The organism is Acidimangrovimonas sediminis (genome assembly GCF_002871005.1).
Lineage (GTDB): Bacteria > Pseudomonadota > Alphaproteobacteria > Rhodobacterales > Rhodobacteraceae > Acidimangrovimonas > Acidimangrovimonas sediminis.
This window is the reverse complement of the sequence record NZ_PHSN01000004.1, coordinates 142,592-156,656: the sequence shown is the minus strand read 5'-3', so window position 1 is coordinate 156,656 and position 14,065 is coordinate 142,592. Positions and strand designations below refer to the sequence as shown.

General features: G+C 67.6%; 9 protein-coding genes and 1 tRNA gene. 3 read left to right on the top strand and 7 right to left on the bottom strand.

Going from position 1 to position 14,065, the window contains the following annotated elements; translation table 11 throughout:
* Positions 1 to 252: 252 nt before the first annotated feature.
* Positions 253 to 1,461 carry an autotransporter outer membrane beta-barrel domain-containing protein gene (locus CVV76_RS02975; protein ID WP_102223135.1) on the top strand — a complete coding sequence of 403 codons (1,209 nt, stop codon included), beginning with the start codon at positions 253 to 255 and terminating at the stop codon, positions 1,459 to 1,461.
* A 32-nt stretch (positions 1,462 to 1,493) separates the two neighbouring features.
* Here CVV76_RS02975 and CVV76_RS02970 read toward each other — a convergent pair whose 3' ends face one another.
* The 3 genes from CVV76_RS02970 to CVV76_RS02960 form a co-directional block, all read right to left on the bottom strand.
* Positions 1,494 to 3,101: an FMN-binding glutamate synthase family protein gene (locus tag CVV76_RS02970; protein WP_102223134.1), complete on the bottom strand. Its 1,608-nt coding sequence runs from the start codon at positions 3,099 to 3,101 to the stop codon at positions 1,494 to 1,496.
* 158 nt (positions 3,102 to 3,259) lie between these two features.
* On the bottom strand, positions 3,260 to 4,726 hold the full coding sequence (locus CVV76_RS02965) for a hypothetical protein (protein ID WP_102223133.1): 1,467 nt from the start codon (positions 4,724 to 4,726) through the stop codon (positions 3,260 to 3,262).
* 224 nt (positions 4,727 to 4,950) lie between these two features.
* The gene (locus CVV76_RS02960) at positions 4,951 to 5,715 is read right to left on the bottom strand and encodes an HpcH/HpaI aldolase family protein (protein WP_102223132.1); all 765 of its coding nucleotides are present in this window, start codon (positions 5,713 to 5,715) and stop codon (positions 4,951 to 4,953) included.
* Between the two features lie 178 nt (positions 5,716 to 5,893).
* Between CVV76_RS02960 and CVV76_RS02955 the strand changes: the two genes are divergently transcribed.
* On the top strand, positions 5,894 to 6,739 hold the full coding sequence (locus tag CVV76_RS02955; protein ID WP_102223131.1) for a fumarylacetoacetate hydrolase family protein: 846 nt from the start codon (positions 5,894 to 5,896) through the stop codon (positions 6,737 to 6,739).
* An 89-nt stretch (positions 6,740 to 6,828) separates the two neighbouring features.
* On the opposite strand, the gene CVV76_RS02950 is transcribed toward CVV76_RS02955, so the two are convergent.
* Entirely contained in the window at positions 6,829 to 8,109 is a 1,281-nt protein-coding gene (locus CVV76_RS02950; protein ID WP_158243088.1) for an acyltransferase family protein, read from the bottom strand.
* Between the two features lie 416 nt (positions 8,110 to 8,525).
* Here CVV76_RS02950 and CVV76_RS02945 point away from each other — a divergent pair, with 416 nt between their 5' ends.
* On the top strand, positions 8,526 to 10,109 hold the full coding sequence (locus CVV76_RS02945) for a glucan biosynthesis protein (RefSeq protein WP_233192693.1): 1,584 nt from the start codon (positions 8,526 to 8,528) through the stop codon (positions 10,107 to 10,109).
* A 64-nt stretch (positions 10,110 to 10,173) separates the two neighbouring features.
* Here CVV76_RS02945 and CVV76_RS02940 read toward each other — a convergent pair whose 3' ends face one another.
* The 3 genes from CVV76_RS02940 to CVV76_RS02930 form a co-directional block, all read right to left on the bottom strand.
* Positions 10,174 to 10,962 carry a hypothetical protein gene (locus tag CVV76_RS02940; RefSeq protein ID WP_102223128.1) on the bottom strand — a complete coding sequence of 263 codons (789 nt, stop codon included), beginning with the start codon at positions 10,960 to 10,962 and terminating at the stop codon, positions 10,174 to 10,176.
* Entirely contained in the window at positions 10,959 to 13,376 is a 2,418-nt protein-coding gene (locus CVV76_RS02935) for a hypothetical protein (protein ID WP_102223127.1), read from the bottom strand. The genes CVV76_RS02940 and CVV76_RS02935 overlap by 4 nt, the downstream gene beginning before the upstream one ends.
* Positions 13,377 to 13,978: 602 nt before the next feature.
* Positions 13,979 to 14,055, bottom strand: a tRNA-Arg gene (locus CVV76_RS02930).
* Positions 14,056 to 14,065 lie beyond the last annotated feature (10 nt).

The following is a 14,065-nucleotide window of genomic DNA, read 5'->3' as shown; positions in this document are numbered from 1 at the left end:
AAGGCGGCGAAAATTCAGGCGCTCCCCCGGGATGCGCCCGTCACGCGTTGCGCAAACGCCGCGCCTCCCCCGCCGCGGGAAAAAAGTGACCGGGCACAGGCCAACAACCCTGTTGCCATATGAGGCCCGTCCCGTAGTTTCCTGAACCCCAAGACAGGCAACTTTCTAAGACGAATCTGCATCGCAGGACATAGGGCGCCCCCGCCGCGGACGCGCCCCTTCTCCGAACACGCTGCAGGCGGGAAAACGGGCATGGCAACGATCGGGATCCTCCTCCCTGACCGGACGATGCTGCGCAGCCTTCTGGCTGCGCTGACGCTTGCCACCACCGGTGCGGGCAGCGCCGGGGCAAGCGCGCTCGTCCTGCCAGACCCGACCGAGATGCCCGAGGTCAGCGGCATCGTCTCCTCGCAGAACGGCATGGCCATCGCCTTCTCCCAGACCCAGGGCGACAACGTGCTGGCACATCTGACCACGCTGCGCAGCAGCGGGCGGCCGACCGACAGTTTCGGGATGAAGTTCGCCCTGCCCCCGGTCGTCAAGCGCAAGTCCTGGACCGACGCCGAACAGGTGCCGGGCCAGACGCAGGTGATCAGCGGCGCCACGGTGCCGATCCTGAAGAAGACGACCGCGCCCGAGAACCTGCTGGGCCAGCGCCTTGGCCTCTGGGCCGGCGGCAACATCAGCCTGGGCTCGGCGGGTGCGGTGGACCTTGCCTCGAACGGGCTGACGCTGGGCCTCGACTACCAGATGAACCCGCGCGCCATCCTCGGCTTCGCGCTGGGGTACGGACACGGGCAGGTCTCGATCTGCGACGACGTGAGCAATACCAGCGGCCGCAACAGCACCGCGATGGTCTACGGCTCCTTCGATGCCGGCAGCAACCGCTTCGTCGACGTGGTCGCGGGCTACGGCCTGCTGGGCTTCGACTCCCGCCGCACCTTCGACGGCGGCATCGCCCGGGGGTCACGCACCGGCAGCCAGGCCTTCGGCGAGATCAAGGCGGGCTACACCATCCCCGCGCCACGCTGGCGGCTGACCTCCTACGGCAGCCTCCGCTCCGTCGCGGGGGAGCTGAACGGGTTCGAGACCACCGCGGATCAGCCCGGTCAGTCGCTGACCTACGGCGCCCAGTCCTTCGGCGCGAGCGAGTTCGACCTGGGCCTCCACGGCAGTATCGACAACAGCCACCCGTTCGGCACCGTCTCACCCTTCTTCCAGGTCGATTTTCACCATCTCTTCAACCGCGACGTGGCGACCGACATCGGCTACGATCAGCTCTCCAACGGCGAGGCTTGGCTGCTCAGCCTGCCGCAGGCGGGGACCAACCAGGTGACGCTGGGGGTCGGGGTCAACATGGCGCTGATCGGCGGGCTCAAGGTGAACATGCACTATTCGAGCACCTTCGGGCCGGATGCCGAAAGCCACGCCGTGGGGCTTCAACTCTCGCGCCAGTTCTGATCCCCGGGAAGCCGCCTGCCCACCGCGCCGGGTCAGTCCGGCGGGGCGAAGCTGGAGGCCGAAGCACGCGCCCAGCGTTTCAGGTAGTCGGCATCGCCGCCTTCGCCAGCGATCAGGAAGCCCTCGGGCAGGTAGCCCCAGGCCTCGCTGCCCTCGACCATCTCGCCATCGGGTCCGCGCTGCATGAAATGCCGCGGCTGGAAGTTGCGCGGATCCTCAAGGCCCGCCGCCCCCGCCATCTCTGCCAGCGCCTTCATCGTGTTGCGGTGGAACCGCGCGACGCGCTCGGCCTTGTCGGGGACGTAGAGCGCGCGCTGGCGCAGCTTGTCCTGCGTGGCCACGCCCACCGGGCAGCGGTTGGTGTGGCACGATTGCGCCTGGATGCACCCCAGCGCGAACATGAAGCCCCGGGCAGAGTTCGCCCAGTCGGCCCCAAGCGCAAAGGCCCGCGCGATGTCGAAGGCCGAGATGAGCTTGCCCGCGGCCCCGATACGGATCTGGTCGCGCAGCCCGGCGCCCCGCAGGGTGTTGTGCACGAAGGTAAGCCCCTCGGTCAGCGGCATGCCGACGTGGTTGGCGAATTCCAGCGGTGCGGCACCGGTGCCGCCCTCCTTGCCGTCGACGACAATGAAATCGGGCGCGATCCCGGTCTCGATCATCGCCTTCACCATGCACATGAACTCACGCCGGTGGCCGATGCACAGCTTGAACCCCACCGGCTTGCCGCCCGAATGCTCGCGCAGCGTGGCGATGAACTCCATCAGCCCGGCGGGCGTTGTGAAGGCCGAATGCGAAGGCGGCGAGACGCAATCCTCTCCCATCGGCACGCCGCGCGCCTCGGCGATCTCGGGCGAGATCTTCGACGCCGGCAGCATCCCGCCATGGCCTGGCTTGGCGCCTTGGCTCAGCTTGATCTCGACCATCTTCACCTGGTCGCTGGCGGCCTGTTCCGCGAACCGTTCGGTCGAGAACGACCCGTCGGGATTGCGGCAGCCGAAATAGCCCGAACCGATCTCGTAGATCAGATCCCCGCCGCCCGCGCGGTGGTAGCGCGATATCCCGCCCTCGCCGGTGTCATGGGCGAACCCGCCCATCTTGGCGCCCCGGTTCAGCGCCTCGATCGCGTTGGCCGACAGCGCGCCGAAGCTCATCGCCGAGATGTTGTAGAGAGAGGCATCGTAGGGAACCCTGCACGACGGCCCGCCGATGGTGACGCGAAAGTCGGAATTGGCCAGGTGCAGCGGCTGCACCGAATGGGTAAGCCAGGTATAGCCCGCCTCGTAGACCCGTTCGCGCGTGCCGAAGGGGCGCTTGTCCTCCACCCCCTTGGCGCGCTGGTAGACGATGGCGCGGCTGTCGCGCGAGAACGGCTCCTCCTCGACATCGCTTTCGATCAGGTACTGCCGGATCTCGGGGCGGATGCCTTCAAACAGGAACCGCATGTGGCCGAGCACGGGATAGTTGCGCAGGATCGAATGACGCGACTGCATGATGTCGTAGACCCCGAGGACGGTCAGCCAGCCCCCCGCGGCGGCGGCAAGCCAGAACCACGGCGAAAGCGGCACCGCGGCAAGGAACATGAGGGTCAGGACCGCAACCGCGAAGAACCCCGCGAAGCGGCGCAAGGTGCCTGTTATCATACCGTATTCTCCCCCTGTTCCGGCCTATAGCGTCTTGCCTGTCGCGTCTGTCGTGTCGCGTCCGCCTACCGGGGTGACGCTATCGGCGCCGCACGTCAAGCATGTGTCATGCCAAGGCTCCGCCCCCGGCCCCACCCCGGCGTCCGGGCGCCGCCGCCCTAATGCCCGCCGGTCAGCACCCAGAACACCGGCACCAGGGCGATCGCACAGATCAGGGTGAAGACGGCGTTCCAGCCCCAGGTCAGGCGCCGGGGGGCGATGCCGCCGACCCGGTCGACCATCAGCACGACCGTCGCGAAGGGCGAAAAGGTCATCGACAGCGCCCAGCCGCAGGAGATCGCGAAGGCGATCAGCGTGGGGTCGGCCGGCATCTGAGGCAGTGCCGCGAAGAGCGAGCCGAAGAACACCGCAAGCATGATCGGTGACAGCGCCAGCAGGCTGATCACGGTCAGCGTGGGCGGCAGGATCGACAACAGGACGTATTGCGGAATGCCGTCGAGATGCAGAAGCTGCGCCAGCGCCGGCGCATTAACCAGCGACGCCGCCGCAACCCCGATGTAGCCCGAGCTCGCCAGCGTGATCGCGACCGGCGCGCTATGCGGCACCCCGCGCCCGAGGATCGCGCCGAGGCGGGCGCGCATCGCGGTGCCGGCCCCGGGCGCGGGCGCACCGAACTGCACCGCAAGCCAGCCCAGCATCATCAGCGGACAGGCCAGCATGAGCCCGAAGATCACGGTATTGTGCGACAGCTCCATCGCGATCGCCGCCATCCCGAAGAGCCAGGCGCAGGCCGCCGCGAATTTCAGCGCCGGAATCACCGGAAACGGCGCCGCCACCCGCTTGCCCGACGGGCGGAAACTGCGGAACCGGATCCTGTCTTCCAGCGCGCCGAGGATCAGCATCAGCACGAAGACGGCCAGACCGTACTCGATCCACAACAGGCGGTTCACGCCGGGAATAAGCTCCACCAGCGCCAGCGGGGCGATCGCGGTGGGCGACCAGATCACGCACCACGCGAAGCCGCGCAGAAGCGCCGAGACCTGGCGCCGCTCGCGCACCGGGTTCAGCGCGTCGCCCGGGGTGGCCTTCTCGATCCCCTTCTGGATCAGCGGAACGAGGAAGCTGACGACGCCAAGGTTGAACAGCACGGCAAGGATCGCGGTGCCGAGGTTCAGCACGTAATACCGCCGCCCCGGGGGCTGCCGCGTCAGGTATTCCCCGCAGGCCGCGACCGAGGGCGAAGTCGAGGCGGTCTCGTGCAATAGACCGAGAAGCAGGATGAACGCCATCAGGAACGAGGCCTGGTCAAGCGCGCCCGAAAGCACCTTGCCCGCGTCCTTCGCATGCCACAAAACGAGGGCCGACAGCACGGCGGACAGGCTGAGAAGGTAGGTCTCGCGCAGGCCGATGCGGCGCAGACTGCCCAGCACCACGCCCCCCATCGCCACCCAGGCCGCCTGCTGCAGAACCCCGTTCCCTGTCGCCCGCCCCGCGAGTTCCAACAGCGCCACCGCCGACAGCATCACGGCAAGAAAGGCGGAACTTGGCAACGGGGCACGGGCCGTCGGGGCGGCGCCCTGCGGCTGCCCGCCCGGGGTCAGCGCGGTCGTGGAAGGCGTTGGCATATTGCGCGTTTCACCGAGTCGTTTCGCGGTCTTTTCGCGCGCATCCTGCGCCGTGGCGCAGGGTTATGCCAGCGCAGGCGGCCAGTTTTTTCCGATTGCGGCTTTTGCGATTGCCGGCCCCGGAGGCCGTCAGCGGGTGTTTCACGTGCGTTCGTACACCAAGCCCCCGCGGAGCATTTCCACAAGGAAGGGCGGCGGGCCGCCAGAGGGCGGCCCGTCACCGGTCAGTCGGCCCAGAGCTTGCGGCGCGCGACGGCGTTGCCGCGCAGCATTTCCGTGTCGATGCCGATCGCGATGAACTGCGCCCCCGCGGTCTCGGCCTCGCGCAGGAACTCCTGGTCGGTCGACAGGATGCCCGGCGGCAGCCCGGCCTTGCGGATCCGCGCAGTCGCCTCGAGGATCGTGCGCTTCACCTCGGGGTGTTTCTGGTCACCGGGATAGCCCATCGACGCGGACAGGTCCGCCGGCCCGATGAAGATGCCGTCGACACCCTCGACCGCCGCGATCTCCTCGATATGGCTGAGCGCCTCCGCCGTCTCGACCTGGACGAGCAGGCAGATCTCGTCCGCCGCCTTGGCCAGGTAGCCGTCGACCGCGCCCCAGCGGCTGGCCCGCGTCATGCCGGCCATGCCGCGAAAGCCCTGCGGCGGATAGCGCACCGCGGCCACGGCGGCGCGGGCCTCCTCGGCGTTCTGGACATAGGGGATCAGCAGGCTTTGCGCGCCGGCATCCAGCAGGCGCTTGATCTCCACCGGGTCGTTCCAGCCGGGGCGGACCACCGGGCTGACGGGATAGGGTGCGACCGCCTGCAGCATCTGCTGGGCCGTCGCGATCGAGGTGGTGGTGTGCTCGGTGTCGATCAGCATCCACTCGTAGCCGCAGCCGGCCAGCATCTCGACCGAGCCCGGTTCGGCGATGGACGTCCAGATCCCGATCTGGCGCCTGCCCGCCCCGATCGCCGCCTTGAAGGCATTCTTCGGCATATCCATCCGTCCCTCTCCCCTCGTTCGGATCTCCACGCGCCGATTGGTACCCGTTCCTGCGCCGAGTGCAACGGCCCTCGGCCCCGCCCGCCCGCAATTTGGTATACCAAGGTTGCCCCCGCCCCGGGCTTGTGATCGAAAGAGGGGGCCGGAGATTGCCGGTACTGTCGCGAGGAGGCGTGAGATGAAATTGTTGCGGTTCGGCCCGAAAGGCCAGGAAAAGCCGGGGATGCTGGATGCCAGCGGAGGGGTGCGCGACCTCTCGGGGAAATGTGCCGATTTCGCCGGGGCAGGCGTCGCGATCGAGGCGCTTGACGCGCTGCGCGGGATCGACCCGGAAAGCCTGCCGCTGGTGGCCGATCCGGGCCGCATCGGGTCGTGCCTCGCCTCGGTGCCCAGCTTCCACTGCGTGGGCCTCAACTATTCCAAGCACGCCGCCGAAACCGGGGCCGAGCCGCCGAAGGAACCGATCCTGTTCATGAAGGCGGCCAGCGCGCTGTCCGGGCCGAACGATCCGGTGATCATTCCGCGCGGGTCGGTCAAGTCGGACTGGGAGGTCGAGCTGGGCATCGTCATCGGCAAGCTTGCGCGCAACGTGTCCGAGGAAGACGCGCTGAGCTATGTCGCAGGCTATTGCACGATCAACGACGTCTCGGAACGCGAATGGCAGATCGAACGTGGCGGCACCTGGATCAAGGGCAAGTCGGCCCCCACCTTCGGCCCGACCGGCCCCTGGCTGGTGACCGCCGACGAGGTGCCGGATCCGCAGAACCTCGACCTTTGGCTCAGCCTGAACGGCGAGCGGGTGCAGGGCTCGAACACCTCCGACATGATCTTCGGCGTGAAGGAGATCGTCTCCTACATGAGCCGGTTCATGGATCTCGTACCCGGCGATGTGATCGCCACCGGCACCCCCTCGGGCGTCGGCATGGGGATGAAGCCGCAACGCTTCCTCAAGCCGGGCGACGTGATGGAGCTGGAGATCGAGGGCCTTGGCCGCCAGCGCCAGGAAGCCGTCGCCGCCGACTGATCCTGGCCACGGCCAACAAGACACGACGGGGGCTGCAACGGATCGCGGCCCCCGTTTTGCTGCCGAACGGCAGGACGTTCACGGGCCGCTCAGCGGCCACCGTCGAACCGCGCCTGAGCCCGGACCGGGGCACGATCGGGCGCCGGACCGGCCAGCGCGGCGGCACCCCGCGCCCCCGCGCCAGACACGAAACGGCGGGCAAGGCGGCTGCCCTTCATCGCAGATTGTGCCGGACGTTCCACGAACCTGTGCAGCAGATGCGCAAGCGGCAGGATCACTGCATAGGCCAGCGCGATCGCGACGAGAGAGGCGCCCGGCCCCAGCCCGACCCCCGCCTTGTGCCCGACAAGCAGCTTGCTCACCAGATCGGCCGAGACCAGCACGAGGGCATGGCAAAGGTAGATCGCGTAGGAGATCGCCCCGAGCCACAGGAGCGGCCGGCACGACAGCGCCCGCGCGAACCGCCCCGCGCGCCGGTCGTTCAGCGCGAGGCACAGCAGGAACGCGGCCATCAGCGGCGGGAACGCGATCGCGTCCCAGCCTTCGTGCATCCCCACCACAATGGCGACCAGCAGGGCCGCGGCCACCCAGCCCCGGTCCAGCCACCCTGCCCCGCCCGCGCCACCCGCGCGCCGCATGCGATGCAGGGCCGCCTCGATCAGCATCCCCAACGAGAATTCGCACAGGCAGCGCAGCACGCCGAAATCCGCCGTCCGGTCCAGATGCGCGCCGCCATCCTTCGACAGCAGCCACAAACCCAGGACGCAGGTCAGCGCGGCCAGAATTCCCGCGCGCGTACCCATCTTCGAACCGGCCAGCACGAGGAGCGGAAACAGCAGGTAGGCGAACCATTCCGACGCGATCGACCAGGATGGCCAGTTCCATCCCAGCACGTTCTCGATCCCCGTCGATTGCAACAGGCTAAGGCTGACCAGCAGCGAGGGCAGGCTGCGGGCCCCCGCGAAGGGGGCCATCTGGGCATGGACGAGGCCGCCATCCACCACCATCGCGCGGAATGCCTCGAACACCACGAAGGCCGCCAGCAAAGTCACGTGCAACGGATAGATCCGCGCCAGCCGCGCCACGAGGAAACCGCGGTAGGCCCGTCCCCCGATCCCGGGGGCGAACCGCTCCCTGTAGACATGGGCCAGGACGAAGCCACTGAGAAGGAAGAAGAAATCTACCCAAAGATAGCTCTCCTCGACGAAATCGGTGAACTTTCCCGGATCGAAGCCGGGCGTGAAGCCGCCCGAGAAATGGTAGAACACGACGAGAAGCGCCGCGATGCCACGAAAGGCGGTCAGGCTCTGATAATCCCACTTCTGCGGCGGACCGCTGGTCAGCGGGGGGCGATCCTGCATCTGATCCATGCGCGTTTCCGTTTCCCTCGTTTCCATTTCCTGGCGGGTCTTCCCGGCGGCGTCTGGGCGGCGTCGCCAAGGCAGACGGGCGCGGGCACGGAAGGAAACACCGGGTCGCCCCCCACCTGTTCCGCCGCCTCCGCCGGACGTGAGGACGGTGGGGGGAAACCTGCCCAAACCCGCGCACACCTCGGCGGCTTTCGGCCCGCGATCAAACTTTGCGCAACGTGTCGCAGGACATGGATGTTCCGAAATTTGAGCGGTCGTGTGCGGGTATGGGCAGGCCTGCGCCAATTACTCGCTGCGATGCGGCAAGACCTTGCCGCCCGTGCGAAAAACGCTTGCGTCCCCGGGCACAGCGCCTAGGTCGAAAGCTGTCCGATGCAAAGCCGAGTTATGTCCTGATGTTGACCAGAAGAAGCTTGTTGCGCGGGGCGACCGCGCTTGCCGGAGCGATGATCCTTCCCGCCTCCGCTGCGCTGGCCCAGTCCGCCCCCCGGGCCTTCAGCTTCGACGCCCTGGTCGCCCGCGCCCGCAAGATGGCGACGGAGCCCTACCACCCCCCGCTCATGCCCGATCCCAAGATCGTCCAGCAGATCGACTACGCCCGCCATGGCGAGATCGTCTTCCGGACCGACAAGGCGCCATTCTCTGGGCAGCCGGGAACCGGCAAGGAAAAGGGCTACCCGCTGGAATTCTTCCCGCTGGGCAAGTACGCGCCCAAGCGGGTGCGGATGTTCCTGGTCGAGGCGGGTCAGGCGACCGAGGTGCCGTATTCCACGGATTTCTTCGACATGCCCGCCGACAACCCCGCGCGCAAGCTGCCGCACAATGCCGGGTTCGCAGGATTCCGGCTGCAGGAATGGTACACCGCCGGGGACTGGACCCACCAGGATTGGGCCGCGTTCCAGGGCGCATCCTACTTCCGCGCGATCGGAGCCGACGGCCAGTACGGCCAGTCGGCCCGCGGCATCGTCGTCAACGCCGCCCTCGACAACAAGCCCGAGGAATTCCCCGACTTCACCGAATTCTACATCGAAGAGGCGCCGGGGGCCTCTCCCGACACGCCGGTGACTGTCTGCGCGCTGCTCGACGGGCCGAGCGTCTCGGGCGCCTACCGGTTCCGCATGACCCGCGGCCTCGACCGCAAGAAGGGCGTGATCATGGAGATCGAGGCCCGGGTCTTCCTGCGCACGGATGTCGACCGGCTGGGCCTGATGCCGCTGACCTCGATGTTCTGGTTCGGCGAATACGGCCGCGACCGGCTGCAGGACTGGCGCCCCGAGGTGCACGATTCCGACGGCCTGTCGATGTGGGCCGGATCGGGCGAACGGATCTGGCGTCCGCTGAACAACCCCGACGTGACGCGCATCTCGGCCTTTGCCGACGACAACCCCCGCGGTTTCGGCCTGATGCAGCGCGATCGGAACTTCGACCATTACCAGGACGGCGTCTTCTACGACCGCCGCCCCAGCGTCTGGATCGAACCCGTCAAGCCGCTGGGCAAGGGCGAGATCCAGCTGATGGAGATCCCCACCAACGACGAGATCAACGACAATATCGGCGCCTTCTGGGTGCCCGCGGGCAAGGCGGCCAAAGGTAACAGCTACGACCTGCACTATCGCCTTCATTGGCAAAACACCTGCCCGGTCCCGGCGACCAACATCGCCCAGGCGGTCGAGACCCGGATCGGCCGGGGCGGCCAGCCGGGCAAGCCGCGCCCGCCCCATGTCTATCATTTCGCGGTGGAATTCGACCGACCGTCGGTGATGAAACAGATCCCCTTCGGCGTTTTCCCCGAGGTGGTGGTAAGCACCAGCACGGGCAAGATCAGCCGGACCTTCTCGCGCCCGGTCCCCAACGGCAACATCTGGCGCGCGAATTTCGACCTGGAGCTGATGCCGGGCCAGATCGCCGATCTGCGGATGTACCTTGCGCTGCACGGCACGCCGCTGACGGAGACGTGGCTCTATCAGTTCCGCCCAGACTGGGCCATTCCCGGCAACTGATGCCCCGGGCCCGCCCCACGCCGCGGCGCAGGGCGGGCCCGGCTTGCGCCGGACGCCCGAACCGTCAGGCGGCGCCGATGGTGATGCCCCGGGCGGGCGCCACGGTTTTGCGCAGGAATGCGATGGCCTTGGCCCGCTCCAGCGCAGACAGCGGCGTCGTGTAAAGCTGCGCCCAGGCGACCGACAGATCGCCGCCCGGCGTGCCGGCCGACCCGAAGAAGTAGTTCGGATGGTCAGTCTGGTCGTAAGGCACCATGGGATCGACCGAGGCATTCTTTCCTTGAACGCCGTCGACGGCGACATGGGCAGTGCCATCCGCAGCGACACTGACCTGATAGACCCGCCAGACCCCGATGAGATCCCCCGCCGTGGGCTCGTTCACATACACCAGGTTCTGGCCACCGGCATTGTAGAGGTTGAGCTGAAAGCTCCCGAGGCCCCCACTCACCGACATCGACACCGTTGCCCCGCTGCTGTCGACCCCGCTCGCCCCGGCGTACCGGCCCGGGCCGAACATTTGGGTGGTCCAGGCGCCGACCTTCGCCAGCATGTAGAGGTCGAACGAGGAGCCTACGGCGATACCGGTGTCGAGCTGCCCGGCGGTCCCCGCCGAGAAGGTCACACCCGTTGCGTCGAAGGCGGCGTTCGCGGGAAGCGGGGCCCTGGTATCCTTGTAGCCATCGTTGACAACAGGCCCGCTGCCCTCGGCGAACTCGTAGACCCGTTGCAGGTCGGTCTTGTCGAACAGGTCGAAATCGCCCACCTGGGGCGCGACGATCCCCGCCGCCGCCGCCCGGGTCTTGATGCCCGTGCCCTGCGCGACACGAAGCGATGCGTGGTAGGTGCTGGTCATTGTGCTGCTTCCTTGAAGTGGATCAGCCAACGGTGGCTCTCAAGACCGAGCGGGTTGGCCGTGGTTTCGCTGTCGCGGATATTGGTGCGCGGGCCATCGGTGGGGCCGACGGTATTTGCCGTGCCGGTGATCCCGGCGCCGACATGGAGCTGGCCGACGATGGCGCGGTCGAACTTCAGGCGGATATTCACGTCCCCGATGATCTTCACGTCGGTGATCGTCAGGGCGCCGCTATCGTCCGTCGCCTCGAAGCCGTAGGCCGTGGCCTCGGCAACCATGGTCGTGTCGATGACCAGCGGCGGGGTCGGCACATCGAATTCCAGCATGGCCGAGGTCTGCCCCTCGGAGGCGTATACCCCGATGCAATCGAGCGGACGGCAGCGCCCGCCCTGCACCAGGAACTCGTCCCGAAAGGCCCGCATCCAGTCGACACCCTCGTGCTGGCGGCCGTTCGCATCGCGGTGCAACGCCCCGGTCAGGTGGTAGGTCGCGCCGATCATGCGAAACAGGTCGGGCCGGTCGCGGCACATCCGCCGTTGCGCCAGCGCCACCCGGGCGTCGAGGTGCGGCGGGCTGGCGTAGGCGGTCCAGTTGGACACCTGCGAGATGAAGATCAGCGGGGCGTTCGGGTGGTACACGCCCTTGGCGTCGAACAGCGCGAGAATGTCCGTTTGCAGATCTTCGGCAAGCTGGACCACCCGGTCGTAATAGCCGGAGATGATGTCGTCGGCGCTTGCGTTGCTGTAATCGTTGGCCTCCCCCTGGACGTAGACCAGCCAGGGCATGTTCGGCACCTCCCCAGCCGCCAGGGCAAGGTCGATGGCGTCGCCCAGACCTTCCATGAACAGGGCGTAGGTGGCGCTCCCCTTCTGCAGGGCCGAGACCGGCGCGCCGATGGCCCCGAAGGCGCCCAGGAATTGCGGATAGGCTGTCGCGAACTGCGCCGAAATCGCCTCTGCGCAGACATAGAGACCGGTCTCACCATATCCAGGAAAGCCCTGTTCCGCCGCCGCCACCAGGTTGTCATGCGTCCCCGCGATGTAGCCCTGGGACGGGTCGTTGTTCGTCCAGGAACCGCCCTGCTGCGAGATCCCGCCATTGAACATCAGGTTCTGGCTGGACGGCGTCGTTGACACCGCCGCAGCGGAATACCCGTTCGAGTTCGACTGCCCATAACTCGCCGTGATGAGCAACGAGGCGCGGAAGCCGGGCTTCCTGAGGTTGGCGGCGAAGGTGCGGGCCATCGGGTCGGGCATGACCCAGACGCCGCCGTCCTTCAGGGAATAGGACGCGAGGCGGCCATCCGCATCGACGTCGCCGCCAGAAAGGCTGGTGTAGCGCCGCAGCACCGCGGGCGAGGCCCCGGACACACCGCCGGTCAGATCCGCCTCGGCCCTCTCGATGGACCACTGCATGCCCTTGCTGTCCGTATAGGCCCCGAGGTATCCGGCGCCGTCGACCATGCCGTCGACCAGCGAAGTATAGCGTTGCAACGTGATCGACTTGGTGCGCTCGTTCGTGGTGTCGAGGGAGGCCTGATCCGCCTTTCCCGCCAGCCCGGTGTCGCCGATCCGCGCCCACACATTCGCACCGCCGCTATCCTGAACCTCATAGAGCCCATCGACCGCCGCATCGCCGCTTCCGGAGACGATGCCGCGATCGCCGGGGGTCAGCGTCGCCGGATCGGTCAGACCCGCCACATTGGCCGCCTGGTCCCTGACCCCGGCATAGGTATTGGCGAGGTCCCGCGCGGCCTCGGCGGCAGCCTTGTCGGCGCCAGTCTGTAGCCGATCGGCGGCGGTCTGCGCGGCATCGGCCGCCGTCACGGTGACGGCATCGTCAAGCGCGCCGAGGTCGATCCGATCCTTGACCGCCCGTGCCGCGCTCGCCGAGGCCGCAGCGGCCGCCGCCGCCGCCTGCGCCTCGGGCGTCACGTCGCCGGTATCGCCCTTGTCCCCCTTCTCGCCCTGCGGACCCTGATACATTGTCGCGCTGACGAGCGTCTGGGCCTTGCCGACCTGCCCGGACGGCTGCGGATTGTCACGAAAGACCAGCGGATTACCTGCCGTTCCTGCGTCAGGAAGACCGGAGCTGGACGAAGAGACCTGCGTGGTGTTCGACATGATCGGCACGTTGATCGTGTCGGACAGATGGACCGTGACGCCATCGTCGAAGGCCACATCGAGGGTCAGCACCGAGGCGGGCCACTCGTTTGTCGCCTCGGCTGTCGCCGAAAGCCAGAAAACCCCCGTGGCGTAATCCTCTTCGGTGATCCTCAGGTCGTCGGAGAACAGGCTGCCCCGGACCTGCGCCGTGATCGTCACGCCCGCCAGGTCCACCGCCGCGCCGTCCACATCGATCCGCTGGCAGAGGATGGCGAAGGTCTGGCCCTTCTTGAATCGGATGCTGGTCATTTCTCTCTCCGCTCGTGCCGCCTTGCGGCAAGTCCTGTCGATCGCGGCGCAGAGGTGCCGCACCGCTTGAATTTTGGAATTCTCGTGTGTCGCCCTGACCCCGAAGCCGCTCGCCCCCTTCGGGCCCAGTGCCCGGGGGCGTGATGACGTGCCAGATCTCGAAAGGCACCGCTCCTGTGCACCCCGCACCCGAGGAAGCGGCCCCGGCACCGCAGGAGGTCATCGCGGCCCCGCCAGAGAGCGCCGCCGGTCTTGCGGGCACCGCCCAACCAGCCCGCCGAACATCCTGCCGCGACCATGGTTCCAACAGGTTAATGCACCGTCCCCGCCGGCCCCGGATGGCCACGGAAGAAGCGGCAATTGCCTATGGAGAGGGGAATTTCGGCCTGAACCGGCGCGATCGATGCGGAGGAGCAAGCGCCCGCAAGCGCACAGCCCCGCGACGCAAGGAAGGCAGAACCCCGGGTCAGCCGTGCTGGCGGCCTGCGACAAGGACGCCACGCCGCGCCGGATCACGTCCCGACCGCAGGCGGCCCGCGCAGACGGGCCCATTCACCACCTCTCAAGAGAAAGGTAGCGATATCAGCATGTTGGGGATCAATTGGCGCACCCATCAGGATTCGAACCTGAGGCCTCTGCCTTCGGAGGGCAGCGCTCTATCCAGCTGAGCTATGGGTGCAGCGCTCCGG

Coding starts and splice junctions, on each gene's coding strand:
- CVV76_RS02975 (WP_102223135.1), top strand. CDS start 253: ATGGCAACGATCGGGATCCTCCTCCCTGACCGGACGATGCTGCGCAGC.
- CVV76_RS02970 (WP_102223134.1), bottom strand. CDS start 3,101: ATGATAACAGGCACCTTGCGCCGCTTCGCGGGGTTCTTCGCGGTTGCG.
- CVV76_RS02965 (WP_102223133.1), bottom strand. CDS start 4,726: ATGCCAACGCCTTCCACGACCGCGCTGACCCCGGGCGGGCAGCCGCAG.
- CVV76_RS02960 (WP_102223132.1), bottom strand. CDS start 5,715: ATGGATATGCCGAAGAATGCCTTCAAGGCGGCGATCGGGGCGGGCAGG.
- CVV76_RS02955 (WP_102223131.1), top strand. CDS start 5,894: ATGAAATTGTTGCGGTTCGGCCCGAAAGGCCAGGAAAAGCCGGGGATG.
- CVV76_RS02950 (WP_158243088.1), bottom strand. CDS start 8,109: ATGGATCAGATGCAGGATCGCCCCCCGCTGACCAGCGGTCCGCCGCAG.
- CVV76_RS02940 (WP_102223128.1), bottom strand. CDS start 10,962: ATGACCAGCACCTACCACGCATCGCTTCGTGTCGCGCAGGGCACGGGC.
- CVV76_RS02935 (WP_102223127.1), bottom strand. CDS start 13,376: ATGACCAGCATCCGATTCAAGAAGGGCCAGACCTTCGCCATCCTCTGC.